Source organism: Desertivirga arenae, from assembly GCF_017355785.1.
Taxonomy (GTDB): domain Bacteria; phylum Bacteroidota; class Bacteroidia; order Sphingobacteriales; family Sphingobacteriaceae; genus Desertivirga; species Desertivirga arenae.
Window position 1 is genome coordinate 742,214 of sequence record NZ_JAFEWE010000001.1, and the last position, 25,994, is coordinate 768,207.

Consider the following 25,994-nt stretch of genomic DNA (forward strand, 5'->3'; position numbering starts at 1 on the left):
ATAGGCTGCAAAGAACCTGCTAAAAGTATATTTCCTGCTAAATAAAGGTATAGATCATAAACAGCAATAATATGGTGAGGAAGAGATAGGTAACCGTTAGCACCGTGTAATTTTTAATCTTCTGCTTTCTTTGTTCCATTTTTACCTTCTACCGCTGATCTTGTTCCTATAATAGTTTACTGATGCTCCCATACCTTTTTCCCCATGATATGCCGGCGAAACATATTCGAAAGAGAATGCCTTGTAAAGGCTAGCCGCCGAGGGATTTGCTTTCTTGAAATCTTCATATTGCCCCCAATACTTATCGTAGTTGAAAATGGCCTCGTGCATATCTTTGATATCGTATTTTCCTATTTTGTCTCCCTCAAAACCTAAGGCCATAACCTTCCATCCTTCTGCAATGATCTGGTGAAGTAATAATCCATACTTTGAAGAAACCTGCACATATTCCTGATCCTCTTTATTAGTCATCCGAACCTTCCGGCTAAGCTTCTCAATTTTCTTCCAGAGTTCTACCGCCTCGAACTTCTCCTGCACTGCCGCATCCAACACACCGTCCTTATAATACTGTGTAAAAGCCTTATAGAGCAGACCCTCAGAAGAGAATTGTTTAGGATTGGGATTAGGATCAGAACCTGAGAGGAACTCGTCGCGCATCCACCAGGTCCAGCTTGTTTGAAAAGGAAGTTTCACGCTGGAATGCCCCCGTATCACTGCTTTTGCCGATAATAAGGCCAGTTCCCTGAATCTCTTTCTTGATATTCCCTTAATTCCCATATCTGTCATCACCAAATTAAAAACCTCCTCTTCTGATCTTCTGGTATTAAGAGCCCACTTGCTGATCACATTCGCATTTAGTCGGCACCAAAACTCATTACTGATATATGGACCGACCCAGCCGCCGCCTCTTGACCAGGACCATACTCCACGGAAGTTCGGGCTATTTTTGATGTCCTGCAGACTTTTAAAGCCAGGTTGGGGCTTGTTTGCTGAATATTCCTCGAAACCCTCGATCACACCATTCATCACATAATCCGGATAAGCGCCCTTGCCCTCATACTCTCTTTGACATTGTACTTCAACGATTTGAGGGTGCTTTCCTAAGGTCAGTGTTGGGTTGAAATCGAAAGTTCGCTGATAATCGCCTTTCGTATGTTTTATCGCAAAAACCAGGTTGCGATGGGGCTCTATCTGATTGGTTACTTTAAGGTAATAGTCAGGCTGTTCATGCATCCCCCCGAAAGACCAGGTGCGGTAGAAGATCATCTTATTACGCTTCTCACACACTTCCTCCCGCAATAGCTCTAACAGCCTTACATGACTCTGAGGACCATTAGTAATAGGGCCGTTACCGGTATGATAGGGAACATTATTCAGATACGTTTCACCCGTACGGATCACCAATCCATCCAGATCAGGAAAGGTATCAAACAATTCATTCAACATTAATCTATGGATCTCCACAGTTTTGGGGCGTTCGAAAGAAATCTTTCCATCCTTGTCAGTGATCTCATCTTTGTAGAGCTCAACGAGCTTTTTAGGCAGGACAATTATATCTGTGAAGTAGTAAACTTTGATGCCTGAGGCATGTGCCAGCCTGATATTCTCCCTAACTTTCCGGGCTGCATTCTCAACCCATTTCCTTTCAGCCGAGCCCTCTGGAAAAATATTTTTATTCAATCGATCGAAAGTAATAGCAGCATGAGCAAAAGTAAAATCGTTTATCACCTGCCCGTTGTATCCCCACTTTTTGAGATAGGAAGGATCTGTAAATGCGCTTTTAGTGAGCGGTTCTCCGGGGTTATGGTGGACCATATCGAGGATAAAGAAAGCATTGTTCTGTGCCTTAATTGAGGTTCCGCTTAGCAGGATAAGTAAGAGGAAAATCAGTTTATTGAAGTGTGTGTTCATCGAAATAATGTTTACTGGGCTCCTTCGAGCTTAGATTGTGTTTCAGAAGAGTTGGCGTTATCCTTAAAGCTTGCCCCGGAAATCTTAAGCACTACCGGATTGGGCCATTTATTATCGGTATAAAAGCGCTGACCGTTCACTGCGCTTACTACCAAACCCAGATCTCCCGTTTGTATTTTTATAGAGGCATCGAAGTTTTGCCGGTACTCCACCAAATTACTTTCATAGCCAAGGATGCTGACGGAAGTTAAAGCGGATGCTTTCAGAGAAGTGAGAATTATTTCTTTGCGTTCCCCGTACTTCCAGCTGGTGCCTGGAATAAAAGCATAGATAAATCTTCCATCTTCCGAGCTGGTATACCAGATATTTCCTTCCCTGGTCCTTAACGCGGCCCGGACATTGTGGATCGCTTCTGTGTTTGCGAAGTTCCATAATGCAATTTCACGCAGGCGGGCCTCCTCCTCCTCGCGTAATGAACCATCCGGCTTCGGCCCGATATTTAGCAGCAGATTACCTCCCTTTGCCCGCGTTTCTATCAAGGTACTGATCAACTCTGTTCCCGTCTTGAATTGATCATTTGTCGGTTTATACTGCCAGTCAGTACCCATAGTCAGGCAGGTCTCCCACGGAGAGGATATCACTGCATCGGGCACTTTCTGCTCGGGAGTCACCATGTGTCCCCTGGTAACTACTATATCGGGCTGCAATTTCCAGCAATACTCCTTTAAGCCTTCTGCCGGCCCATCGAGGAAGACGATGTCTATCTTACCATAATTAGTTAAAAGCTCCTTTAACTGGGATTTATCATATTCCATCAATGCCGGGTTCTGTAATGGAAAGTGGCTGGGGTGCTGCAAGCGCCCAATCGGTGAGCCCGTTTTATTCAGGAAGTAAAAATCTTCAGGAGAATAATATAGGCCGATGGCTATCCCCTGTTTCCTGAATGCAGCTATGATTTCCTTCGTAACATCCCTTTGGAAAGGAGTATTTGTGATGCTGAATGAGCTCGTTCCGGTTTTGAACATACAAAAGCCAGAATGATGTTTGGCAGTAAACACTACGTATTTCATTCCTGCAAGGCGGGCAAGTATCGCCCACTCCTCAGGGTTGAACCTGGAAGGATTGAATGTATGAGGCAATTCATTAAAGAACTTGTTACGGTAGGCTTTAGAGGAACCAGCCAGGGAGTGACTGATCACAGCCCCAAGTTGCGAATCGAGGCTCCAATGGATGAACATTCCAAAGCCGAGACCGCTAAACCACTTTTCCCGCTCCGGTTTATTCGCCGCTTGCTGCGAATAGGCAAATGGAGAAATTAGAAAATAACTAATCAGGGCAATAAACCATCTCATACTGTAGCCTTTTCGGATGTTCAACTTAATTCTGCAAATCACCGATCAGCATGATATAGCCTGCATAACAGGCATTCTCCTGGTATCTCGATTCCTTATCCATTGTCTGGTTGTTACGTTGGCTTAATATTTCTTTCTTGTCGAGCTGCCTGCCGGAAACCTCCAAACGGACAGTGTGTAAACCTTTACTCAGTCCCTGCTTAAGGAAATACTGCGGCCGGTAATACGTAGAATAGCTGTCGAAACGAGGCACGAGCTCTTTGTCACCCCCATCAACACTTAATTCATACTGTCCGCAGCCAGGACCTACTACATCATACAATCCAGCTACCTGCCCTTTGAACCGGAATGACAGGCTTGCTCCCTTTTCGCTGGATTTGATAAATTCTGTAAATGGCTTTTTAAATATTCGTTGTAATTCAGGATCATCCGTAGTTACTTTTTCCCAGTTTCCTGTTTTGACTGCCTTCTCAACCGGGATAAGCTTTGCTGCCTCCCAATTATCCTTTATGAAGGGTTTTACAAGCCGTTTTCCATTTTTCTGTGCAGAATGTATAAAGATGCTATCCAAAGCTACAGAAAGTGCTTCTGCATATAGCTTTTGTCCGGTCTCAGGAAAGGGATGAACATTATCGGCTGAAAAAACTATTTTATCAGGATATTGGTCTTTCGCTCCCTTATATACCAGTTTCCCTTCGGTGGCAAGTTGTACTACCTTAAGTCCCATACTTACAGTCGGGATACCGTAGTGTTGGGCTATTTCCTCCATTGCGGCAGTGGATTGCGGAATTTTACCTTTCCCGAGGTCAACCCCCATGTCCCCTGTTAGGGTGTAGACGAAGCAGATGTCAGTTTCGCGGTTATCCTTCCATATTTGCCTGACAATACCTTCCATTGCTTTATGGATAAGGGTGGAAGGCTTGGAAATATCATTTACCGCAAATTCAACAAAGACGAGATCTGGTTTCTGACTTAATACTTGCGCTCTTAATCTAAAAACACCAAGATCAGACCCTGTCCCCCCGATTCCCGCATTAATGGCATTTATCTTAGCATTAGGGAATCTCTGTCGAATCTTTTCGGCCGACTGGTCCCGCCAACCATTGGCTGCCTCGGTAATACTACCTCCAAGATAGGCTACAGTTACCGGTTTTCCATCAGATATCTTCCGATAGAAATTAGGCAGTCCTTTTCTTACAGTAAAATCGGGCATAGCTTTATTAGACAAAGTCTGAGCAGACACATAGATCGTGCTTAAAAGCAAGAGAAAAGCTAAAATTTTAAATTTCATCTAAGGCTTAATTATATCCTAAGTTCTGGTCTACTTTATTGCTTGAGCGGTCAATCTCGCTTTGCGGAATAGGACGAAGCACATGATAATCTTTAATTCCGGCCATGGCATCAGGATTATATTTCTTCACTCTTTCTATCAGGGTTCCGGTGCGCTTCAAATCAAACCAGCGCTGCATTTCTCCATAAAGTTCTCTGCCTCTCTCGTCCAGGATAAATTCCATATTCATCTGGCCTGCTCCTATGCTTAGATCAAATCCGGGCATAGACCTTTTTTTCCTAAGTATATTTATAGTTGCAGTAGCATCATCAGGTCTGCTTTGCATCAACTGAGCTTCTGCAAGATTAAGATAAGCTTCAGCGATTCTGAACACAATAAAGTCTTTAGAACCCTCTACAGCCGTAACACTGCTTCGTTTTGGATCAAGGAACTTTATATTCGTTAAGAACTTGGTCCTCACCGTTTGCGAATTAATATCGTTTAAATCGTAGATCGCATACTTCTTTGTGGCCCTTACGCTGGCAGGTACGATATCTGTTGTAATAAAAACCGCAGTATCACCCAGGTTCATTCCAGCAGGAGCTGTAGTTCTATTATTGGCATAATAAACTCGCTGGAAGCCTTCCACATAACGCTTATCCGCTTTATTATCAAAGAGGCTGTTCCCATAGGGGGTAAGTTTAAAGCGATTGAAGGGGCGTCCGTTCAGGATATCCCTTTGCATTCCTTTTTCGCCATCATACACCATGATAAAGTAAAGGTGACTTTGATTTCCCGTTCCGTTAAGTAATGCTGTTGAATTATAATTTACAGCCCAGATCACCTCGGAATTTTTCTGGTTGTTGATGTCGAAGATCCCAGAATAAGAATCCTGCAGAGAAAAATTATAGTCTTTTATCACGCTGTTTGACAACTTTTCAACCTCTACCCAGTTTTTACGTACCATCTGTACTCTTGCAAGTAACATTTTTGCTGCTGCCTGGGTTGCCCGGCCATAGTCGGACTGCGTACGCGGAAGATTAGTTACAGCATATTCGAGGTCAGGAAGGATAGCATCGGTATAGATCTTTTCTGCATTTACGCGAATAGTTTCCGTTCTCACATCTTTGATCTCATTAAGGCTTAATGGGATATCACCGAAGGTTTGAACCAATACGAAGTAATAAAGTGCCCTCAGATAACGTGCTTCAGCAACTCTTTGCGAGCGTAACTGATCCGTAATATTACCTATAGCCGGCGCACGGTCAATAGCGGTATTACAAGTACTGATACCTTTATAGAAATTTGTCCACAAAGTACTTAGGATAGAAAGACTTGGCGATAAACCAGGGTTATATTGGTTTACATCGATAAAAGAGCCATCGCGACCGTGAGTATATGTATCAACACCGAACTCTGTAAGTACAAAGCCCAGCTCCTGTCCGTAGTAAGTTCTCAAAGGGGCATAGGCAGCGTTTACCACACCCGTAAGACCGTTAGCATCTACAATATATGAACCAGCAGTTGCGCCACTCACTATTTCTTCATCAAGGTAGTCGTTACAAGAAGTGCCGGTAACTGCGGTTAATGCAAGTGCTATAATAAATTTTGATAGTTTCATAATGATTCCTTTCTCTTTTTAAAATGTAAGATTTAAGCCTAGCATCACTAACCTGGTTGATAATACATTATCCAGAGTTACTTCGCCTGTTGAAGTTTCAGGATCGAGATTGTAACCAGGTATCTTTTTGTTCATTATTGTCCAGAGATTATTCCCCGTCACATAGATCCTTGCATTGCTGAGCGGGGATTTACCAATAAGTGATTTAGGCAGACTATAGCCAAGTGATACATTCTGAAGCCTGATAAAGGAGCCATCGAAATAATATAAAGGAGGTTTAATTCCTGTAGTTCCAGACACAGTAGGACGGGGAAAATCGTTAGAGTTGTTTTGGGGCGTCCAGTAGTTTACGTTCAGGTTGTTATACATATAAAAGCCAGTGTTTAAACGCTCGTGGATCTGGCTGTAAATAGTTTGTCCCTGGCGGATATAAACAAAGAACGAAAGATCTGCACCTTTATAACTGAACCGGTTAGTGATCCCTCCCCCCCATTTCGGTCTTGGATTCCCAACGATCTTCCTGTCAAAATCTGCATTGATCTTGTCATCATTATTTAAATCGACCAATTTCACGTCACCGGGAACTGCATTGTATTTTTTTGCAGCTTCTAGTTCCGAGCTTTGCCAAATCCCGTTCCGTTGATAATCGTACCAAACTTTAATAGGCTGCCCTCGGAACCATCCATTGCCAATATCATTAATCACTCCACTATTTAATGCAACAATTGATTCACGATTAGCATAAGCATTAGCATCAATGCTCCATTTGAAGTTCTTGCCTGTTACCGGAGTAGCTGAAATACTGAATTCTATCCCTCTGTTCCTTGTTTTTCCAACGTTCTCAAGAACACTGCCGAAACCGGTCCAACCTGGAATAGCCCTGTTAAGCAGGAGGTCAGAAGTATTCTGCTCGTACACTTCCACACTTCCGCTGATACGGTTTTGAAGGAATCCGTAGTCGAGACCTATATTCGTGCTTGCTGTTTTCTCCCAGCTTAAATTTCCATTGGAAAGGGCAGATGGTGAATATCCGTAACCAGCGTTTTCATCCCAGGCGTAAACTGTTTTGGAAAGCGCGCCCTGTGTAGAATACGGGTTAATACCGGTATTACCGCTTACACCATAACTTGCCCTTAATTTAAGTTCTGACAGAACTGCCAGGTCTTTTAGGAATGACTCTTCTACCATCCGCCAGCCCAATGCTACGGACGGAAAATATCCCCATTTTTTCCCCGGTGCCAGCCGGGAAGAACCGTCTGCACGCATCGTGAACGTGGCTAGATAACGGCTTTTATAACCGTAGTTTAATCTCCCCATGTAAGACATCAGGGACGTTTTGGTATAATCACTTGCTACAGCTGAAATTTCCGTTGCTGTGCCAAGGTTATGATAGAGCTGGCTGTCGTAAGGTATACCCCTTCCCGAAGTGCTTGAAGTTTCGTTAAAATCGCTTTGCACCGAGAAAAGACCCGTAGCTGCAAAAGAGTGTCCCTTGAATTCCTTCCTGAAGTTCAAAAGATTTTCAATAGTGTATGCGAGGGCACTTCCATTACTGATTCCCGCTGTTGCAAGCCCGTTATTATTGCTTAGAACACTGTTATAAGTACCATTCTTATTATTAGTATTGTCTACACCTGCATTAAGGCGATAATTAAGGCCCTTTGCTATCTCATACTCTCCATACGCGCTGGCAAACACCCGGTAACTCTTTCTTCTGTCGGCAGTAACGCTGTTCAGATCTGTAAAGGGATTCTTCTTGATTGTTTGATTATCCGGAGCCACATTTACTGTTCCATCCGGATTGAAAGGATTACTTAAGGGATCCAGAATGAGTACATTCTGGAGATATACATTATTAGGAATGATGCCATAATTTTGCACCGCGTAGGACAGAAAAGATGATACCCCAACCTTTACTTTCTTTCCTACCTCCTGATCCAGGTTCGCGCGGAAACCGTAACGTGTATAATCCGATTTCTTAACAACACCCTCTTCATTGAAATATTCCCCGGAAACCAGGTATTTTGTTTTTCCCGAGGCTCCCCTGATACTAAGCGGATGGTTTTGCCGGTAACCCGCCCGGAAAAGGGGACTTTGCCAATCTGTCGAGAAACTCTCGTTCAATGCTGTTTGCTGGTAAGGTTCCAAGGCAGCTCCTGTAGACTGCCTGTAAGATGCATATTCGGAAGCACTTAGCATGTGAATAGAGCCAATTCGCTCTGTAACTCCATAATACGGATCGTAGCTGATAACAGGACGGTCGCCTGTTCCTCTCTTTGTGGTGATCAGGATTACCCCATTAGCACCTCTAGATCCATAGATTGCGGTGGCCGATGCATCTTTAAGGACCTCCATTGATTCTATATCTGCCGGATTTACCGTATTAATACTTCCCGACATCGGTATACCATCAATAACATACAAGGGATTATTCCCGGCTGTGATGGAACGGTTACCACGAATCCGAATGGTGGCGGCGTCTCCCGGACGGCCACTATTATTGGTTACATCTACCCCTGCTACCCTGCCCTGCATTGCCTGAGCAGCAGATGCTACCGGCGTTTCTGCTATTGTTTTAGAGGAAAGAGAGGACACAGCCCCTGTAAAGTCGCTCTTCTTTTGGGTTCCGTAGCCTACCACTACCACCTCATTCAAGGATTTAGAATCCTCGTCAAGAATGATGCTTACGTTGCTGCGATTATTTAAAGGATATTCAAGGGATTTGTAGCCAACGTAGGAGATGAGCAAGATGCTGTTTGCTGCAGATACCTGAAGTTTAAAATTACCGTTCACATCTGTTGTTGCGCCGGTCTTACTTCCTTTTTCTTTAATGGCCACCCCTATCAATGGCTCACCTTTCCTGTCTGTTATCCTACCTGTAATTGCTATTTGTTTCGTACTTACAGAGGCAAGGGGAACACTACCTGATGTTGGATCTGCTGAGGCAAGCCCTGATAATGCACATAAGACGGATAATGCTATCACACTTATTTTACCTGACATATTTCGTTAGTTTACTTGGTTAATTACTGAAGATCCAGCTGAGATCGACGATGTAAAATTAATGTTATCCTTATGCTGCGACTTATGCAGATGTTGCAGAAACCTTATTTCCTGATGCATTATGCACATTTTCAAGCTTTCGATTCCATGTTGACCAGTAGCTGGTAATGTAGGAATACCTATTCCTTGATAAAAGATATCGCGTGGCTGCTTTTCCCTTTTTCCTGTACAGAAACCACGTAGTATCCCGGCTTTAATAGCGCAGTATCCAAATTCAAAAGAAAACTGTCCTTTGGTAAATTCACCTGTTTTTCCAATACAACCTGGCCGCCTGCATTGACGATCTTATAGGAAACTAAAGTCCCCATAGATGCCGGAATGACAACAACTGCTTCTGTCTTTACCGGATTAGGTGCAACCCTCAAGGCGTTTTCCTGGCAAAGTGATTTAATACGGATGATATTACTATAACGGCTGCTGCCATCCACATCTACGATCTTTAACCTGTAATACGCCTCCTTTCCACCCTGATTCACCAATTGATTATAGGAACCAGATGGCTGAATTTCTATCAAACTAAATTTGGAGAAGCGTTTGCCATCAGCACTGCGCTCCAATTCAAATCCCCTCACCGATCTCGTATCTTCTGTCGTCCAGCTAAGGTTCGCATTACATCCTTCCGAATAGCGGGAAAAACTGGTCATTCGCAGTGGAAGCACAACATTATTTTTTATTAAAACTGTTGAGGAATATGGAGGAAGTGTGATGGATCCGCTAAAGGTATTGCCCTTTACATCCTTGTAAGAGGTTGAACCCAGATTAAAAGTTTTAGAAGAAGCTTCATCGTTCACCGCAAAGAAAAGGTATTCGTCAGCACTAGTATTGGTAGTAGTTAAAGCTTTAAACTGAACGTTATCTATCCATACCAGATTCCCGGGATCATTTAAGGTAAGCTGTAAACTTACGTTATTTATACTGGCTACAGGACTGAAGATCAATGTAACTTCATTACGCTGAGTGCTGGTTTTAACGTATCGGTACTTTGCCACGGGCTGCCCTGCAAATACAGTAACCTTTAATCTTGCCGTATCAGTGCTTCCTTTAATGGAAAAAGAAACCTGGTAGAATTTGTTGAATTCGACATTTCCAATTGTTGCTGCCGCCCTTGATGTATTAGGCCCCGTTGCTCCGGCAGTGCTTAATTTAAGGCTTCCTCCATCCAGCACGCCAGTATTATCCCAGGTTGGAACAAGGGTTCCGCTTGATGGTGTTAAGGTCCAGCCTGAAATACCTGAATTGAAGGTACTGTTTGTAATTGTATTTGAGCCTGTAGCAGTTACAGTAAATGGGGATACCTTATAATTTGAAAGGACAGAATTTAGATCGTAACCCAGCTTCTTCCAATCATACAGAGAATAGATCCTATTGATCCGGGTGGCATAGTTCTCGTTCGTTTGGATAAAGGTACTGTCGGGCTCAAAAGGCTGAGCAAAATAATTACTGTCTAATAAGCCAAAGTTCTTCATGTAATCAAGATTGGTAGCCTGAGACATTCCGAGTATCTGAGAAGGATGCTTACTGAACCAAATATTATTTTTGACCGTCAAATTCTTTGCGGTTGTTGTAGTTGGGAAATAAGCAAAGCCGAACATGTTATTATAGAAGACATTACTGCGAACAATATGTGTGTTGGCTCCTTCGTTGATCATAAAACCTGCGCTGTTACAATTGAACACTGTGTTATTTGTTACAGTATTGTTTATGGTACTTTGATCGAGGTAGATCCCGACAGCATAATTTGTATTTACAGGAATAGCCCTTGTTCCGTAGAGGTTGGGCACACCATTGCTTATTATATTTCCGGTAATGAGATTATTCCCGTATCCATAACTCGCTGGCGCGAAGCCTTTAAACGAATAGATCCCTCCGACATCCGCCTTGGTTAATGCGAACTCGCTGATCACATTATTTTTCAAGGTAAGGCGGCTTCCTTCGAAACGGATCCCGCAATAACCTACTTTATTGATCCGGTTTCCCATTACCGTAGCGTCTGCTCCCACCATGTTAATAGCATTGTATTGGTTATTTGCCGGTTCGCCCATACCAGGCCGAAGAGCAGTATTGTTGATCGTATTGTAGTTACAATTATAAAATGACCCCGCTATCCAGATGGCGTTATTATTCGTATTGTTGATTGTATTATAATTTATATCAGAGTTCTGAATAGTGTTCAGATATATTGCATTATGAGTGTTAAGAAAATCGCAGTTCTCCACCTTGATCCCGTTTGAATTTTCGATTTTAATCCCGTAGGAATTAGCGTTAACAAATTTGAGGTTAGTGATGCTGACATGACTTATATTAGTACCGCTTAGGGTATTGCTTTTAGCAGGTGCACAGGTTTGAAGGGTGTTAGGGTCGGTTGCGGAGTAGAGATATATCTTATTATTAGCCGCATCAAAACACCACTCCCCTTGCTGATCCAATGTGGAAATATGGTTTTGGATGAAGTAACCGTCCCCCGCCGTCATATCATAATTGGTACCCACTCCCGAAAAAGTAAGCGTGCTTCCCGAATGGGAAATTACCGAAGCCTTATTTAGAATGAACAAGCGCACCCTTACCACCGCAGTACCACCCACAAAATTCTGCCCAGATAAGGGAGCATCTGTCAACTGGGTATTTCCAACAGAAGCATCAACAGAATTATATCCTGTATTGGTGGCATTAGAATTAGGCCATCGCCCAATCTGCTGACTTACATCATCCATGAAGAAGTTATTTAAGGTTGTCAGCGACCCGGAATAGTTTGCCACCCAAATATTTGTTGCATGGGGTAGCCAGCCGGTAACAGGTATCGCACCATTCAGTATAGCTTTAGTACCACTGCCGTAACTACCAAAATTGATTTTAGCTGTTGAAGTTCCTGATCTGGTGATGATCAGTTCCCCTGCAAATTCTTCGCCTCGTTTAAATAAAACAGAATCGCCCGGGTTAAACGTGCTCATCATCAAATTCACCTTCGCAATAGTTTTCCAGGGTGAACCAGGAGAAGTTCCAGTATTATTTTGATCATCGCCAGAAGCAGAAACATAATACCTGTTCTGCGACCTGGAGCTAAGTGCAAGAAAAACTAAAAAAAGTAAAATGTATTTTTTCATATGATTTATAATTGGTTTTCAAGGAAAGACAGGGCAGTGCTTAAAAAAGAAAACCACTCTTGAGAGTGGCTTCTTTTTCAACCATATATTCAAAATAAAAAGGCAATGGATTATTGGTCGGTAATGGTAAGTTCCAGCTCCTTAACCACTTCTACCTGGTTTTTAAGGGTCATATTTGATGCTACGAAGACCACTTTGTATACCCCGGGATTAGGGAAGGTGTAAGCGTAGCTTGTTACTTTAGTATCTACCCCCTTAACTGGAATAGCAGGATCTGGCTTTATTGAATTGGGGTAGAGCACTTTGCTTATTAGCCAGTCTTCATTTGCTGCGCTATTGATATTTCCGCCGCCGATACTTAAAGAGGGAGGTGTGGCTGTTAGGTTTATTGCCCAACGGTATGTCGAATTAAGAACATCTATGGCGGTCCAGCCGGCAGTAGTTAAATCAGTTACAGGGTAAAGATAACTATCTGCTTCATTCATTAGATTAAGCTGAAAAGATCTGATGGTCCATGCTCTTGGCTTCTGAGTAGTGCTTTGTTCATCTCTTTTTTTGAAAGCAAAATAAACAGGGCCCTTAGCGGGAACCAGGCTGGTCAAATCAATCTGACCTGAAGGTACGTTATCTGTACCGGTGGAAAGCGTTGCTTTTTGCGTAAGATCATTCCAGGTGGCGGCTCCTATGCCCGCTGCCGTGTAAGCTCCTTTGAAGTCTGTAGAATAAAGTATTTTCAGAGAATTTTCCTGGGCTCCAGCGTTTTGGGCAAACGTTGAGAATTGCAGCAAGAGCTTACCTTTCAGCGAATCTCTTTTGCTGAATTCATATTTTTTACCCTGCTCACCTGAATAGAACTTTATTACATCCGGGTTTCCCGAGATATTGAACGTCACCGTTGCCCCCTTTTTGTAGGTATTTGCATCTGTTGACACATTAAAATCCGGGCTATTTATACTCTTGTCGCAGGCCGTGAGGAACAGAGCGGCGAAAGAGCCAATTATTAAAACTTTTATATCCTTTAGCATGATTTGTTCATTTGAATTACCAGTTACTGTTTTGAGCAATTGCTTTGTTCAGTGACATTTCGCGACTTGGAATAGGGTAATAGAAATGCCGTGGCTGAACATTATCACCCACTATGGACGAAAATTTGCGATTAGCGGGAGCATTTTGCCTGATATCTGCGGCAAAATCCTTCAACGTGCTCACCAGTATCCCCCATCTTTTCAAGTCATGTGTTCTCAGACATTCGAAGGCAAGTTCCCGCATACGTTCATCAACAACAGCTTTAAAAAAGGCATCTTCACTTAAACCTGAAAGATCAGCCTCCGAAAGATTTGTTGCCCCAGGTTTCAACTTCCCATATGCACGTCTTCTCACCTGATTAAGTGCATTGTAGGCTAAGGCTGTAGCTCCATTAACTCTAAATTCTGCCTCTGCAAACATTAAAAGAACATCCGCGTACCTTAAAAGAGGAAAATTTATTCCGCTGGAGTTCTTAGTCCTTGGCAGGTTCGTTTCGAGGTCCCTGCGCCATTTTCCCGGATACCGGTTATAGGCGCTGTTGGCACTATAAGTCATCATCACCTTTGTCTTAGTATTATCATTCCAGGTATAGGGAGCAATTGCCCAGTCCCTTCTTTCGTCGGGAGAAAACTCGGTCGCGCCTGATCCTCTTGATTCATACTTATTGAAAAGCTTTGCAGTTGCATAAAGGAATGCATAGCCATACCCGGGGAAGTCGATATTATTCGAGGGGATCCCATTCCGGTTTCCATTATAACCTACTTCCCCGTAGATGTCGGATTTTGTTCCATAGAATTCCACCTCCCACATTGACTCCCTGTAAATATTATCATACTTATCCTGACAATGATTGATAAAGACTTGAGCATAGTCTGGGTTCAGCGCACTTTCTTTGGAATCGATCACCATTTTCGACCATTTTAGTGCATCCTGGTATTTGCTTACATCTTTCAGGTGCTCGCCGGCCATTGTGAGATAAGTTCTGGCTAGTATCCCTCTGGCCGTATTTTTTGAGATCCTGCCAGCCGAATTATCTCCCCACTCCAGTGCCGTCGGCAATAAGGCTTCAGCCGCCTCCATGTCCTTTACAGCCTGTGAAAACACTTCCACGGCCGGCGATGAAGGGATATCGACTTCATTTGCGGATTGAGTTGAACTTAATTTAATGGGAACCGCTCCCCAGTTATCGGCAAGCATAAAATAATAATAGCCTCTCAGGAACAGGGCCTGGCCTTTAATTATTTCCTTTGCCTTAGTACCAGCAATCGACTTGTCTATGTTTTCGAGTAAAACATTAGCACGGTTGATGCCGTAGTAAAGGGCGGTCCAAAGGTTATCAATGTTCGCCTCGGAGGGATCGTAGTTATAGACCATCGGTCCGGTGGTCTGCCCGGTGGCTCTCCAGATAGCTTCGTCATTACCGTATGAAAGGTAAGTGAGCAAACCGTTTGCATACATTGCCTCTTGTCCGAGAGGATCATATACCCCGTTTAAGGCAGCATTCAGCTGTGCTTCAGTTTCATAATAATTTACCGGACTTAAAAAATCCGAAGGTTTTGTTTCCAGCTTCTCGTTACAAGCTGAAAAAAATAATAGGCCTAAGAATGCTATATTTTTAGAAATGAACTTCATTACCGTAAGATTTAGAGTGATACATTTAAACCAAACACAATAGTCTTAGCCCTTGGATAAGCAGCATAATCAAATCCGGGAGTAAGGGCTGCACGCTTTGTTGAAACCTCCGGATCCAGACCTGAATAATTTGTCCAGGTAATAAGGTTTTGAGCTGAAGCATAAATCCTTAATGAACTAATGTTAACTGGCTTCAACCACTTCCCAGCGATCCTGTATCCCAGTGAAACCGTTTTCAGGCGCAGGTAGGACCCATCTTCGATGATCCTTGAAGAATAGGCCGTTGGTCCATAGCCCTTTGTTCTGAAATAGGTATTATTTTGATTTTCCGGCGTCCAGCGTTCAGCATAACTTGCAAACTGGTTCAGGCTAAGTCTTGGACTACCTTCGAAGACGAGGCGGTTCGCGTTTAAGAGCTCATTGCCGTAAGACCATTGAAAAAACACATTGAGATCGAATCCCTTATAGTTGAAGTTGTTCGATAATCCGCCGATGAAGTCGGGATTTGGGTTGCCAATGATCATCCTATCTGATGCATTCACTGTACCATCTCCATTTATGTCGGCATACTTAATGTCTCCGGGCTGAACTTTGTCTCTTCCTGTTCCATTATCAGGCACAGAAGCTTTTAAGCTATAAGTTCCGTCGGGATTCAGTTTAAAGTCGTCGTACTGATAATTCCCAAGCCACTTGAATCCATAGAACTGAGCTATGGGCTGACCAACCTTTGCCATATAAGGAGGTATATTACTGTATCCGGTTTCCCAGCCAATCGTGGTTAACATACTTTCCTGGTTTTGTGTAAGCTCGATCACTTTATTTCGATTGAAGGATATATTAAAGGAGGTGTTCCATTTAAAATCCTTCTTATTGAAGTTCATTGTACTCAACTCGAACTCCCAACCGGCATTCCTTACCTCGCCAATGTTCTTAAAGGCGTTTTGATAGCCGGTAGTTGAAGGTAACTGCGCGTTAAGAAGCAAGTCGTAGGTACGCTTGTTATAATAATCGACAGTTAAATTGAATTTAGAGTTAAGGAAAGACAGATCAAGCCCTGCATCCGCCTGCATAGTGGTTTCCCAGCGAAGATCCTTGTTCCCAAGTGTTGTTGGAATAGCCCCAATAAAATAAGCATTATTGAAGGTGTAATACCTTGAGATCGGGAAGGTAATAGTTGAGAGATATGCAAAGTCTGACACGCGGTTATTACCTGTTACCCCAATACTGGTGCGCAATTTTGCGTTATTTATAAATGTTAGGCTCTTCATAAACTTTTCATCGCTTAATCTCCATGCAAATGCTCCTGAGGGGAAATAACTCCATTTATTTTCGGTAGAGAATTTTGACGAACCATCGGCACGGAATGAAGCTGTGAAAAGGTATTTCGATCTATAATCGTAAGTTACCCTCCCTAAGTACGACATTAGAAAATTCTCTGATCTTGAGGAATTGAGCGTTTGGGCCGTTCCCTCTTCAAGGCCACTTAAACCGAGACTTTCATTAGGTAAACCAGAAGCCTGGTAGCCGAAGCTTAAGTTCTTCTGCTCCTGCATGGTGAACCCTCCTAATACCGTGAGGTTATGATACTTGCTGAACTTTCGTTTGTAGGTAAGAATATTCTCATTAAGGAAATCGTTTTTTTCCAAACTTGTTAACCTTCCATTAGCTCCTCTGCTACCTTGGGCGCTATTTATATCCCCGTACTTTGTTTGACTATTGTAAAAGGTTTCCAGGCGTGTTGTCTGCCGTGTAATACCTCCGGTTACTCGTAGTGTTAGATTCTTTAAGACCGGGAACTGAGCGTAGCCATTTACGATAAGGGAATTATCAAAATTATTGTTAAGCTCATTTTTGGCGGAGAGGATTGGATTATATCTATAATCAGCAGTTTCATCTACCTCAGGATCCATGGGCGAATCGATGAGGTCTTCCAGGGGCACATCGCTGGCGCTAACGGGCCTGTATCCCCAAACACTATAAAGTAAGCTAAGAGAATTACTGTTACCATTATAGCTTGATGGTGTGGTTCCATTGATACGCGTGTTCGAGTAATTGGCGTTCAGCCCCACCTTAAAATCTTTCCGGATATTTTGATCTAAGGAAATCCGGCCCTGATACCTTTTGAATCCCGAGTTTATGATAATACCATCCTGCCCCATCACAGATCCCGAGATCGAATATTTAGTCTGGTCGTTCCCGCCTCTTACTGATAAGTTATGATTTGCCATACCTGCAGCTCTAAAGACCTGGTCCTGCCAGTCGACCCCAGGAGCAGAACGATAAGCCTCCAGTGTTTTTCCGGCAGGAGTATACGATTCGGTCTTCCCAACAGGATCCAGTTCAAGCTGATAGCGCACGAATTCATAAGGACTCATTAATTGGGCCCGCTTGATTTCCTGCTGCGAACCGTAGTATCCATCATAGCTAATAACAGGTTTCCCTGTTTTCCCTTTTTTCGTAGTGATGATAATTACGCCGTTTGCTCCTCTCGCTCCATAAATGGCAGCAGCAGAAGCATCTTTCAAAACCTCAATAGACTCAATCTCTGAGGGATTCAGAGTATTGTTGTTAGGGCTTTCGAGAGGGAACCCGTCGACAACATAAAGCGGTGAATTATCCTGCGTGATAGAACTTGCTCCCCGGATAACAATATCGCTTGACATTCCTGGTTGCCCTTCAGGAGAACTTACCTGTACTCCTGCAATCCTTCCGGCAAGCGCTTCTTCAAAAGACCTTACCGGAGCTTTCTGAAGGTCCTCTACTTTAACCTGTCCTACTGCCCCTGTCAGATCCTTTCTTGCTACTTCCCCGTACCCTATTATGACCACTTGGTTCAATTCATTCGCATGTTCTTTTAGCGTAATATTCAAATTCCGATCGGCGCCGATCAGTCGTTCCATTTTATCAAAACCGAGGAATGTAAACACAAGAATGTTTTCAGGCGAAAAAGCCCTAATGGTGAAAGTTCCCTGTGAGTTTGTAACAACACCTTTGTTAGTTCCTTTTATAACCACACTTACCCCAGGCAGTCTTTCACCCCGGGTATCCTTTACAAGGCCCTTTACTATTATTTCTGCATTCTGGCTGTATCCAGTAAGGGCAGTAAATAAAAGCAAGACAAGGAAACAACTGCCGCTAGCTAAAATTCCTTTCATATAATATATATTATGAGCTTCCTTATTGTTCTAAAATTAATTATTCCCAGCAAATGAGTCTTGTAGTCTTGACGAGCAACAGCCCTTACTGTCAATTCCGTTTAAACTGAATGAAAAAGTCGGAGTGAGAATTTGAAACGCCCAAATTGTATGGGGCAAAAGTAGTTTTAGCATAATAAATTGGTTAGTTAATAATTCGAAAATTTCTACCCTTTTCGACAATGCTAAATTCTACTTTTTCTTGGGTAGCAAGCTTACGTGAATGTTGCACAAGAGGTGGGAGATGTTACAAAAAGCTTATTAAAAGGTCTTCTATTTGAGGTAGAACCTGAAGGCCATGCTGGGAGAAGCTTATTTCGACGAGGTCTTTTTTGAAAAAGGATTAAAGGTGTTTGTTACCGGATCTCGCGAAGACGGTACGGGGCTTTCTTAGCAACGCTGATCTGAAGGATGATCCTGCAATAAAAAATGCAGATGGTTTCATTCTCTATAAACAAAAAATGCCACCCATTGGGCAGCATTTTTATTGCGGAGAGGGCGGGATTCGAACCCGCGGTACCGTTGCCAGTACGACAGTTTAGCAAACTGTTCCTTTCGGCCTCTCAGGCACCTCTCCGGCTATCTTTGAATCAGCGTTAGCACTGATCTTGTAATCTTAAAAGAACTTCGGTTTTGCAACCATTTCCCCGTTTTTGGGTGTGCAAATATAGTAATAAGCTCTTCCCTTCAAAAAAAAATTTCACTTTTCTACAGGTCGTAGTCTACCCTCACGTGGTAAATACTCATTAACATACTCTTAAAGATCTGCCTGATCATGGCAATATCCTTTAGTGTAATATTGCTGTTATTCAATTGCCCCTGATCCAGCTTGTAGTCTATAATCCTGTCAACCAAACTGTTGATACTTTTGGCATCAGGATCTTTTAGACTTCTTGATGCTGCCTCTACTGAATCGGCAAGCATTAACACCCCTGTCTCTTTCGAAAAAGGAATTGGTCCAGGATACCTGAAAATATTTTCATCAACGAACTTTTCAGGGAAGTTTTTCAGGAAGGATTGATAAAAATAGTCCATCCGGGTATTTCCATGGTGAGTTTTAATGAAGTCTATAATGATCTCCGGAAGGTGATTTCTTCTCGCTATTTCAATTCCCTTCGTAACGTGACGGATGATGATCTGGGCACTGGCTTCGTAAGAAAGGGAATCATGCGGATTGGAGCCCCTATTCTGGTTCTCGATGAAGTATTGCGGGTTCTCCATTTTACCGATATCATGGTAAAGCGCTCCTGCCCTTACCAGCAATCCGTTTCCACCAATATTATATATCGCAGCCTCTGCGAGATTGGCTACCTGAAGAGAGTGCTGAAAGGTACCGGGTGCTTTATAGGAGAGTTCGCGAAGGAGTTTGGCGTTTGTATTGGTTAGTTCCATCAAGCTCACCTCAGAAGTGATTCCAAAGATCTGCTCAAACAAATAGATCAGCGGATAAGCTAATAAAGACAAAAGTACGCTGATGATAAATGGAATGAAGCTGACCCATTCGATCTGTAGGAAAGAACCATTCCTTATTAGAGAGATCCCTACGAAACATATAAAATAGTCTGACAGAATTAACAGTGCTGATATCAGGAACTGTTCCCGTTTTACGAGGTTCTTTATACTGTAAATAGCCACCATACCAGATGTTACTTGCAGGAAAGCGAACTCAAAACTGTTAGGGACGAAAAAGCCCGCTATCAATACCACCAGGAGGTGGATATTTAAAGCAAGACGTGTATCAAACAGTATCCTTATGATGATGGGAACAATAGCATAAGGGATATAATAAACATTTGGTATTTTGAATTGGATGGCCCAGGAGAGTGTTACCATCATGGAAGTGATTACGATCAGGATCAGCGAGATCTGGCGATTGTCCTGAAATATATCCCGTCTGAACAGGCGAAGGAATATCATCAGAAGTGAAACGATCAGCCCCCCGAGTAAAAACTGACCAATAAAAATGACCCGCTTATCTCCTCTTATCCTGTCATCCTTTTCAAAAGTGTTCTTGAGTGATTCCAGCTTTTGATAAACCTCAGGGGTAATAAGTGCCCGGTTGGCAACAATCAGCTCCCCCTGTTGAACCATCCCCCTGGTCAGGGATATATTCCTTAAGCCTTCTTCCTCCAGCCTCTCCGTCAAAAGTTCGTCGAAAATATAGTTCTGCTTAATACGATCTTTAACGATGCTTAACAGCCATTCCTTGTTTGCAATGGCCGCATTGTTTTTGATCTCGTCCTCGGCATATTTATTCGCTGCGTCCAGGGTAAAGGTTTCTACTGTATTAAGCTGTTCGGATACATTATTTTGGACAAGTTGAAAGTTATAATTTGGACCGCTTCGCTGGTAACGCTTACTTAAAGTCATCACCCCTCTCTGGTAAATACTATTTAAAAGACTAATACCAAAGTTCTTATAATGACCTTTGGCACCGGGCTTTTCGCCTGCTGTGGTCCACTTTAATTCAAAATCTGTAAGAAAGGTTTGAACTTCCGTCTCCATCACTTCTGTTTCAAGTTTGTAGATAGGTTGAACAGACTTCAGAACGTCTTGCCGGTCCTTTTCCAATTCATCAGGAGTCTTTTCAATGGCAAATCCATAAGGGGATATCAAATCCTGGTTCATCCATAATTTGCCCTTCTCGTATTCGTATTTAAAGCGGGGCTGTTTGGGTAGAAAAAGTGTTACGATTGCTACTGATAAAAACATCATGATGTATTTCAACCAGGATGCATATCTTCTATATAGGATGAGATGTGAGTTTTTTCTGAATTTAGCCACAATAGTTTCCTTACGCTTTCAAAAATAAACAATTAATCAGTACGGGACGAGAAATAGCTTAACGAGTACAATGTTAAGATAAGCTGCAATGGTCACGCGAAAATCAGGTATTGTATTTGTGAGAGAAGTACTTAAACTGAGCGACTGAAAAACAATCAAAGAATTAATATTATTGTTGCTAAACGTATCAGAAGTCAATAGATAAGAATGATCAGTAAATTATTATACATCATACTCTTTGTTTCCCTGTCTTTAAACCTTAAGGCACAGGGTTCTGGGAGACAGCAATTGGATAGCTACCAGGATTCGCTTGTTTTGCTTGGAAAGGAAACCATCAACAACACCAATGAGGCTGAACGTTATAATGCTACTTACAAAATGGTAAAGCTACTTGTTAAAGCATTAAAGGTTACGGGCTCATTCAACTATAGCTTTGACTCTCTTAAGACTGTGACGATCCAAAAATCTCCTGATAACAAGTTTAGGACATTTACCTGGCATGTTATGAACGATGATGGAAGTTACCGCTATTACGGTACGGTCCAGATGAACAGCGCTCAGGGATTAAAGCTCTTTCCTTTAGTTGACAATACGACTGCTATTAAAAAACCGCAAGATACTGTGCTTACTAACGAGAAGTGGTATGGATGCCAGTATTACAAAATAATACCGGTGGTGAATAGTTCCCGCCAGCCATATTATGTCCTTTTGGGATGGAAAGGAAATACGCCGAAATCGACAAAGAAAGTGATTGAGATTCTTTATTTCAAGAATAATAAAGCCTACTTTGGATTGCCAGTATTCGATGGCAATAAAGATTATGCAGGCAAAAACAGAATTATTTTTGAATATTCACGCCAGGCTTCTATGATCTTAAATTACAATCCTCAGGAAGGAACTATTGTATTTGATCATCTTGCAGCGCCCGACCCTAAATTAAAGGATAAGCCTGAGCTTTATGGTCCCGATCTTTCTTATGATGGATTAAAGTTATTTAATGGTAGATGGCGTTATGTTGCTGACCTTCCGTTGAAGAATGCACCTTCGGAAAACGATAATCTGTATAATAATCCGAAAAGTCCGGCAAAGAGTAAATCGCCGAGGTTAATTCCTTAAGGGTCCAAAGGCTTATTTAGGTATGCATAATTTCATACCCGCTCTAACTTCGGCATTTATGGAAATAAATAGAAACTCGTCCTTAATAGGTTGTTTCGATGAGCTTCATGGTCCGTTCTTTCAAAGGGGAGAGATTCCCCTATCCAATCTAAGCGGCTTTGTCTTTCCTCTTTCGTTCGTCCTTAAGAAACTTTAATAATATCTTTTCGTTGGTGTTTAATGCTACGTCTGTAACTTTAGGCGTGATATTTTCTACTTTTTTGAGGTAAGGATAAAGATCCCCCCGCTCAAAGGCTTCAATCAGGGAAGGGAAAACATAGTATTTTTTGCAGACCGCCCTCGTATTTCCCAGTCTTGCGGCTACTTCATCTAAAACCGCATTAGTGATCTTCTTTCGCTTGGATTCACTTTCCGCGGGTTCATAAATAGCGTAACACTTCAATCCTTCCAGGGTACCATACCAGGTCCGGAAATCCTTAGCGGTAAAGTCGCAATCTGTTATTTCCTTAATATAACGGTTAACCATTCCCGAGTCGATGGATCGTCGCTCGCCATCAGCGGTGTAATACTGAAAAAGTTCCTGGCCGGGAATATCCCTGCATTTCTTCACCAGCTTGGCCAGATTGCGATCTGTCAGATTGATCTCGTGCTTTACACCTTTCTTGCCAATAAAGGAGAGCTTCATATTACTCCCCTCAATCTTTACATGCTTATCTCTTAATGTACTTAACCCGTACGAACCATATAATTGCTTGTACGACTCATTACCGACACGGATAAGAGTCTTCTCCATCAGGCTTACAGAGATCGCCAGAACCTTTCGGTCATCAAAATTTGCCCTTTTCAAATCCTTCAGAAGGTTTTTCCTGAACTCAGGTAATTTCTTACCAAATTCAACCATCCTGTAAAACTTATTCTCGTTGCGTGATTTTGCCCAGTCATTATGGTAGCGGTACTGCTTCCTCCCGGCAGCGTCTGTTCCTGTTGCCTGTAGATGGGCATTCGCTTTGGGAGCAATCCAAACATTTGTCCACGCCGGTGGCAAAACAAGCCTTTTAATTCTGTCCAGCGTCTTCTGATCGGTAATCGGCTGTCCCTTTTTAAAATAAACAAAACCTTCTTGTGTTACCTCTCTGGTAATCCCAGGTGTGGAATCAGTAAGATAAACCAGATTATTCTCCTCGAGCAATTCTTCTATATCCGTCATTGCTCAATAAAAACAATATCTAGCCGAAATGTTTGGAGAGGAAGTTAAGCAGACTTGAGTTAAACACCTCAGGGTTTTCGAGATTAGACATATGACCAGCCTCTGGAACGATCACTAATTCAGATCTTCTTATACCTTCCTGTAATTGAACTGCCTGTGCAGGCGTCATTACTTTATCATGTTCACCGCGTATAATTAAAGCAGGAACGGTTATTTCGGAAAGTACGGCTGAAGTATCTGTTCTGGAAGCAAGAGCAAGCTGGGTTCCACAGATGGAAGAACCTGCAGTACTTAAAATAATGCTTCGAATCAGTTCTATTCCCGGATTCTTTTTTTCGAAAGAAGACTGAGCAAATAAATTCTTAAGGAAACTTTCGGCAAACTCATTTTTCTTGCCGGATGCAACCAGATCGATAGTAGCAAAGCGCTTTAACTTCGACTCGTCAGTATCGGCAATACAATTGGTATCACATAGTATGAGGCCCTTGATCCTGCTTTTATCAATTTGTGCTGCTCTAAGCGAAATATATCCACCCATAGAAAGTCCGCATAAGATCACTTGATGTAACTGGAGGGCGTTCAGGAAAGCATAAAGGTCTCTCGCAAAAAGATCAACAGAAAAAAACGAATGAGATGTAGTACTTTTTCCAAAACCGCGGACATCTGCTGCGAAAGCCTCTATACCATCAGGAAGAATTTCAAGCTGCTCCCTCCACATGGCAGAGCTGAAAGGAAAGCCATGAATGAAAATAAGTGTTGCTTTGGCACTAACACCAGCTTTCTTCAGGTAAAAGATCTCCCGATCCTCAATCTGTATCCTTCTTTCTTCAATCATCTGTAAACAACAGAAAAATACTCAGACTGTGTTTCCTTACCAAAGAAAATTAACGATACTATAGCTCTTGCGCTTTTTGGAACGGATAAAGAATGTTAACAGATTATTAAATATCAGACAGATAAGGAACAGGATACCGATCAGAACGAAATTACCTAAAGATCTGAAAGACAAGGCCACATAGATCATTAGAAGGTTAAAGCTCATCAAAATAAAAGTACTCTGAATGTGATTAAACCCTATATGAAGCATTCGATGATGTACATGATTACGGTCGGCCACGAAGGGTGATCCGCTTTTTATTGTACGAAGGACGAATACCCTAATGGCATCGAATATTGGTCCTATAAGAACTGCAACTGCTATAGAGGGTGCCGAGCCGTAGAAAATCGGATGATTTCCTCCAATTTTATTTAATTCAATAAATTTAATAGCAAGGATAACTGACAGAAAACCTATCATGAGTGAACCAGTGTCACCCATAAAGATTCGTGCAGGGGTTATATTAAAACGAAGGAAACCAATACATGAACCTGCAATTGAAAAGGCCAGACAAGCTAGAGTGGTCTGTTCCATATCGGCAAACATCAAACCCAATGTAAGATTAACCACCACACCCGTTACTCCGGCCAGCCCGTCAATACCATCAATCAGATTAAACGCATTGATAACGAAAGTAATGATAAGCATGGAAAGAAAAATGCTTACTCCGTAAGGGATATCGTAAACATTAAAGATCCCATACAAACTGGTTAAGCGAACATTTCCCAGAAGGACCATGATACTTGAAATAAGGAATTGCATTCCAAATTTGGTACTTGGATTCACTCCCCAAAGATCGTCCTTTAATCCTACAGCAAACAGGATCATACAGCAGGCAAGCAATAAACTAAACTCTTTCGACACCCCTCCGTTAGCAACAAGCAAAGCGGTGATCATAAAGCTGCAGAAGATTGCAACGCCTCCTAAACGCGGAATTCCTTTTTTATGCTCCTTTCTTTCTACATCGATATCGTCAAACAAAGACCGGTGATTAGCAACATGGATAATAGATGGAATAGCTATTAAAACAAGGACAAATGCGATCAATGTGACTGCCAGATAGAAAATAGGCTGAGGTAGATTTACCAATTGAAGCATAACTTTTAATTTCATTGCAATATTGACAAAAAAAATTAACATAGGCAAGCCTATTATTAATTCATTGGGATTAACAATATCAAAAGCGCAAATTCTATTAAAAGAGTTCGTTTATGATAATATTGACGTCGTTTTAGATCTCCAAACTACCATCTTGAATTCGATAAGAAGGGTAATACATATACTAATTTCAGAGAAGGACTACTTAAACGTTGATTAGTTACCGGATTAATTTCTCCAAAAGTGTAACCACATCCTACTCCTATATTATCCTTTATCATAAAGTTCAGGCCCATTCCTGTTTCAAGACGTACTGGTGATTTCACCTGAGCGATCTGAAACTGTCTGGCATCTGAGGCATCACACTGAATATAAGCATCGATCCTACCGCTTAGATTCATCTGGGCATAAAGCCTTGCACCAACCTGATTCTTTACAATGCCGTTAAGCATATACCCTTTAACAACAGGTCCAATAGAAACTTGCTGTCCCATCTCGTTCTTAAACCCACCCATCACCGCGCCGTTCATACTGGCCGTTTTGTAGTTACTTGTACCTACATGAGCAGAAACAAACCAATTTAGAGATTGTGCTTTTGTTGTTGAGAGGCAATTTAGAAGCAGAATTACTAACAGTAGTTTTCTCATCATGACATTTCTATTGCAAAAACAAAGCCACGTCGCGAAAAGAGTTTCCTATTCCTAAAAAAACATCAACAGGCACTTATACTTGAAATAAAACT

At 42.2% G+C, this 25,994-nt stretch carries 15 protein-coding genes and 1 tRNA gene; 1 reads left to right on the forward strand and 15 read right to left on the reverse strand.

Annotation, left to right across the window (positions count from 1 at the left end; translation table 11 throughout):
* Window positions 1–141: 141 nt before the first annotated feature.
* The 11 genes from J4N24_RS02910 to J4N24_RS02960 all read right to left on the reverse strand — a co-directional run bounded on the left by J4N24_RS02910 (window position 142) and on the right by J4N24_RS02960 (window position 20,882).
* Window positions 142–1,911, reverse strand: coding sequence for a hypothetical protein (locus tag J4N24_RS02910; protein ID WP_207532128.1), 1,770 nt, complete (start codon window positions 1,909–1,911; stop codon window positions 142–144).
* Window positions 1,912–1,922: 11 nt separating this feature from the next.
* On the reverse strand, window positions 1,923–3,263 hold the full coding sequence (locus tag J4N24_RS02915; protein WP_207532129.1) for an alpha-L-fucosidase: 1,341 nt from the start codon (window positions 3,261–3,263) through the stop codon (window positions 1,923–1,925).
* A gap of 25 nt (window positions 3,264–3,288) precedes the next feature.
* Complete coding sequence (locus tag J4N24_RS02920; RefSeq protein ID WP_207532130.1) at window positions 3,289–4,554, reverse strand: GDSL-type esterase/lipase family protein; 1,266 nt, start codon at window positions 4,552–4,554, stop codon at window positions 3,289–3,291.
* Between the two features lie 7 nt (window positions 4,555–4,561).
* The gene (locus tag J4N24_RS02925) at window positions 4,562–6,154 is read right to left on the reverse strand and encodes a RagB/SusD family nutrient uptake outer membrane protein (RefSeq protein ID WP_207532131.1); all 1,593 of its coding nucleotides are present in this window, start codon (window positions 6,152–6,154) and stop codon (window positions 4,562–4,564) included.
* 18 nt (window positions 6,155–6,172) lie between these two features.
* Window positions 6,173–9,157, reverse strand: coding sequence for a SusC/RagA family TonB-linked outer membrane protein (locus tag J4N24_RS02930; protein ID WP_207532132.1), 2,985 nt, complete (start codon window positions 9,155–9,157; stop codon window positions 6,173–6,175).
* A 179-nt stretch (window positions 9,158–9,336) separates the two neighbouring features.
* On the reverse strand, window positions 9,337–12,318 hold the full coding sequence (locus tag J4N24_RS02935) for a right-handed parallel beta-helix repeat-containing protein (protein WP_207532133.1): 2,982 nt from the start codon (window positions 12,316–12,318) through the stop codon (window positions 9,337–9,339).
* 110 nt (window positions 12,319–12,428) lie between these two features.
* The gene (locus tag J4N24_RS02940) at window positions 12,429–13,343 is read right to left on the reverse strand and encodes a DUF5017 domain-containing protein (protein WP_207532134.1); all 915 of its coding nucleotides are present in this window, start codon (window positions 13,341–13,343) and stop codon (window positions 12,429–12,431) included.
* A 16-nt stretch (window positions 13,344–13,359) separates the two neighbouring features.
* Entirely contained in the window at window positions 13,360–14,976 is a 1,617-nt protein-coding gene (locus J4N24_RS02945; RefSeq protein WP_207532135.1) for a RagB/SusD family nutrient uptake outer membrane protein, read from the reverse strand.
* Between the two features lie 11 nt (window positions 14,977–14,987).
* A complete protein-coding gene (locus tag J4N24_RS02950) occupies window positions 14,988–18,131 on the reverse strand; it encodes a SusC/RagA family TonB-linked outer membrane protein (RefSeq protein ID WP_207532136.1) in 3,144 nt (1,047 codons plus the stop codon).
* Between the two features lie 529 nt (window positions 18,132–18,660).
* Window positions 18,661–18,747: transfer RNA gene (locus J4N24_RS02955), tRNA-Ser, on the reverse strand.
* 131 nt (window positions 18,748–18,878) lie between these two features.
* Window positions 18,879–20,882 (reverse strand): HD family phosphohydrolase, encoded by a 2,004-nt coding sequence (locus J4N24_RS02960; protein WP_207532361.1) that lies wholly within the window; start codon window positions 20,880–20,882, stop codon window positions 18,879–18,881.
* Between the two features lie 279 nt (window positions 20,883–21,161).
* On the opposite strand from J4N24_RS02960, the gene J4N24_RS02965 reads away from it, so the two are divergent.
* Window positions 21,162–22,070, forward strand: a complete 909-nt coding sequence (locus J4N24_RS02965; RefSeq protein WP_207532137.1) for a hypothetical protein — start codon at window positions 21,162–21,164, stop codon at window positions 22,068–22,070.
* Window positions 22,071–22,218: 148 nt separating this feature from the next.
* On the opposite strand, the gene J4N24_RS02970 is transcribed toward J4N24_RS02965, so the two are convergent.
* The 4 genes from J4N24_RS02970 to J4N24_RS02985 all read right to left on the reverse strand — a co-directional run bounded on the left by J4N24_RS02970 (window position 22,219) and on the right by J4N24_RS02985 (window position 25,902).
* On the reverse strand, window positions 22,219–23,277 hold the full coding sequence (locus tag J4N24_RS02970) for a DNA topoisomerase IB (protein ID WP_207532138.1): 1,059 nt from the start codon (window positions 23,275–23,277) through the stop codon (window positions 22,219–22,221).
* 19 nt (window positions 23,278–23,296) lie between these two features.
* Window positions 23,297–24,112: an alpha/beta fold hydrolase gene (locus J4N24_RS02975; RefSeq protein ID WP_207532139.1), complete on the reverse strand. Its 816-nt coding sequence runs from the start codon at window positions 24,110–24,112 to the stop codon at window positions 23,297–23,299.
* 36 nt (window positions 24,113–24,148) lie between these two features.
* Window positions 24,149–25,267 carry an MraY family glycosyltransferase gene (locus tag J4N24_RS02980; RefSeq protein WP_242691479.1) on the reverse strand — a complete coding sequence of 373 codons (1,119 nt, stop codon included), beginning with the start codon at window positions 25,265–25,267 and terminating at the stop codon, window positions 24,149–24,151.
* A gap of 131 nt (window positions 25,268–25,398) precedes the next feature.
* Window positions 25,399–25,902 (reverse strand): hypothetical protein, encoded by a 504-nt coding sequence (locus tag J4N24_RS02985; protein ID WP_207532140.1) that lies wholly within the window; start codon window positions 25,900–25,902, stop codon window positions 25,399–25,401.
* Window positions 25,903–25,994 lie beyond the last annotated feature (92 nt).

Excerpts from the sequence above, each read along its gene's own strand:
- J4N24_RS02970 (WP_207532138.1), bottom strand. The coding sequence starts at position 23,277 with ATGACGGATATAGAAGAATTGCTCGAGGAGAATAATCTGGTTTATCTT.
- J4N24_RS02945 (WP_207532135.1), bottom strand. The coding sequence starts at position 14,976 with ATGAAGTTCATTTCTAAAAATATAGCATTCTTAGGCCTATTATTTTTT.
- J4N24_RS02935 (WP_207532133.1), bottom strand. The coding sequence starts at position 12,318 with ATGAAAAAATACATTTTACTTTTTTTAGTTTTTCTTGCACTTAGCTCC.
- J4N24_RS02960 (WP_207532361.1), bottom strand. The coding sequence starts at position 20,882 with ATGTTTTTATCAGTAGCAATCGTAACACTTTTTCTACCCAAACAGCCC.
- J4N24_RS02980 (WP_242691479.1), bottom strand. The coding sequence starts at position 25,267 with ATGAAATTAAAAGTTATGCTTCAATTGGTAAATCTACCTCAGCCTATT.
- J4N24_RS02950 (WP_207532136.1), bottom strand. The coding sequence starts at position 18,131 with ATGAAAGGAATTTTAGCTAGCGGCAGTTGTTTCCTTGTCTTGCTTTTA.
- J4N24_RS02920 (WP_207532130.1), bottom strand. The coding sequence starts at position 4,554 with ATGAAATTTAAAATTTTAGCTTTTCTCTTGCTTTTAAGCACGATCTAT.
- J4N24_RS02930 (WP_207532132.1), bottom strand. The coding sequence starts at position 9,157 with ATGTCAGGTAAAATAAGTGTGATAGCATTATCCGTCTTATGTGCATTA.
- J4N24_RS02925 (WP_207532131.1), bottom strand. The coding sequence starts at position 6,154 with ATGAAACTATCAAAATTTATTATAGCACTTGCATTAACCGCAGTTACC.
- J4N24_RS02985 (WP_207532140.1), bottom strand. The coding sequence starts at position 25,902 with ATGATGAGAAAACTACTGTTAGTAATTCTGCTTCTAAATTGCCTCTCA.
- J4N24_RS02915 (WP_207532129.1), bottom strand. The coding sequence starts at position 3,263 with ATGAGATGGTTTATTGCCCTGATTAGTTATTTTCTAATTTCTCCATTT.
- J4N24_RS02910 (WP_207532128.1), bottom strand. The coding sequence starts at position 1,911 with ATGAACACACACTTCAATAAACTGATTTTCCTCTTACTTATCCTGCTA.
- J4N24_RS02965 (WP_207532137.1), top strand. The coding sequence starts at position 21,162 with ATGATCAGTAAATTATTATACATCATACTCTTTGTTTCCCTGTCTTTA.
- J4N24_RS02975 (WP_207532139.1), bottom strand. The coding sequence starts at position 24,112 with ATGATTGAAGAAAGAAGGATACAGATTGAGGATCGGGAGATCTTTTAC.
- J4N24_RS02940 (WP_207532134.1), bottom strand. The coding sequence starts at position 13,343 with ATGCTAAAGGATATAAAAGTTTTAATAATTGGCTCTTTCGCCGCTCTG.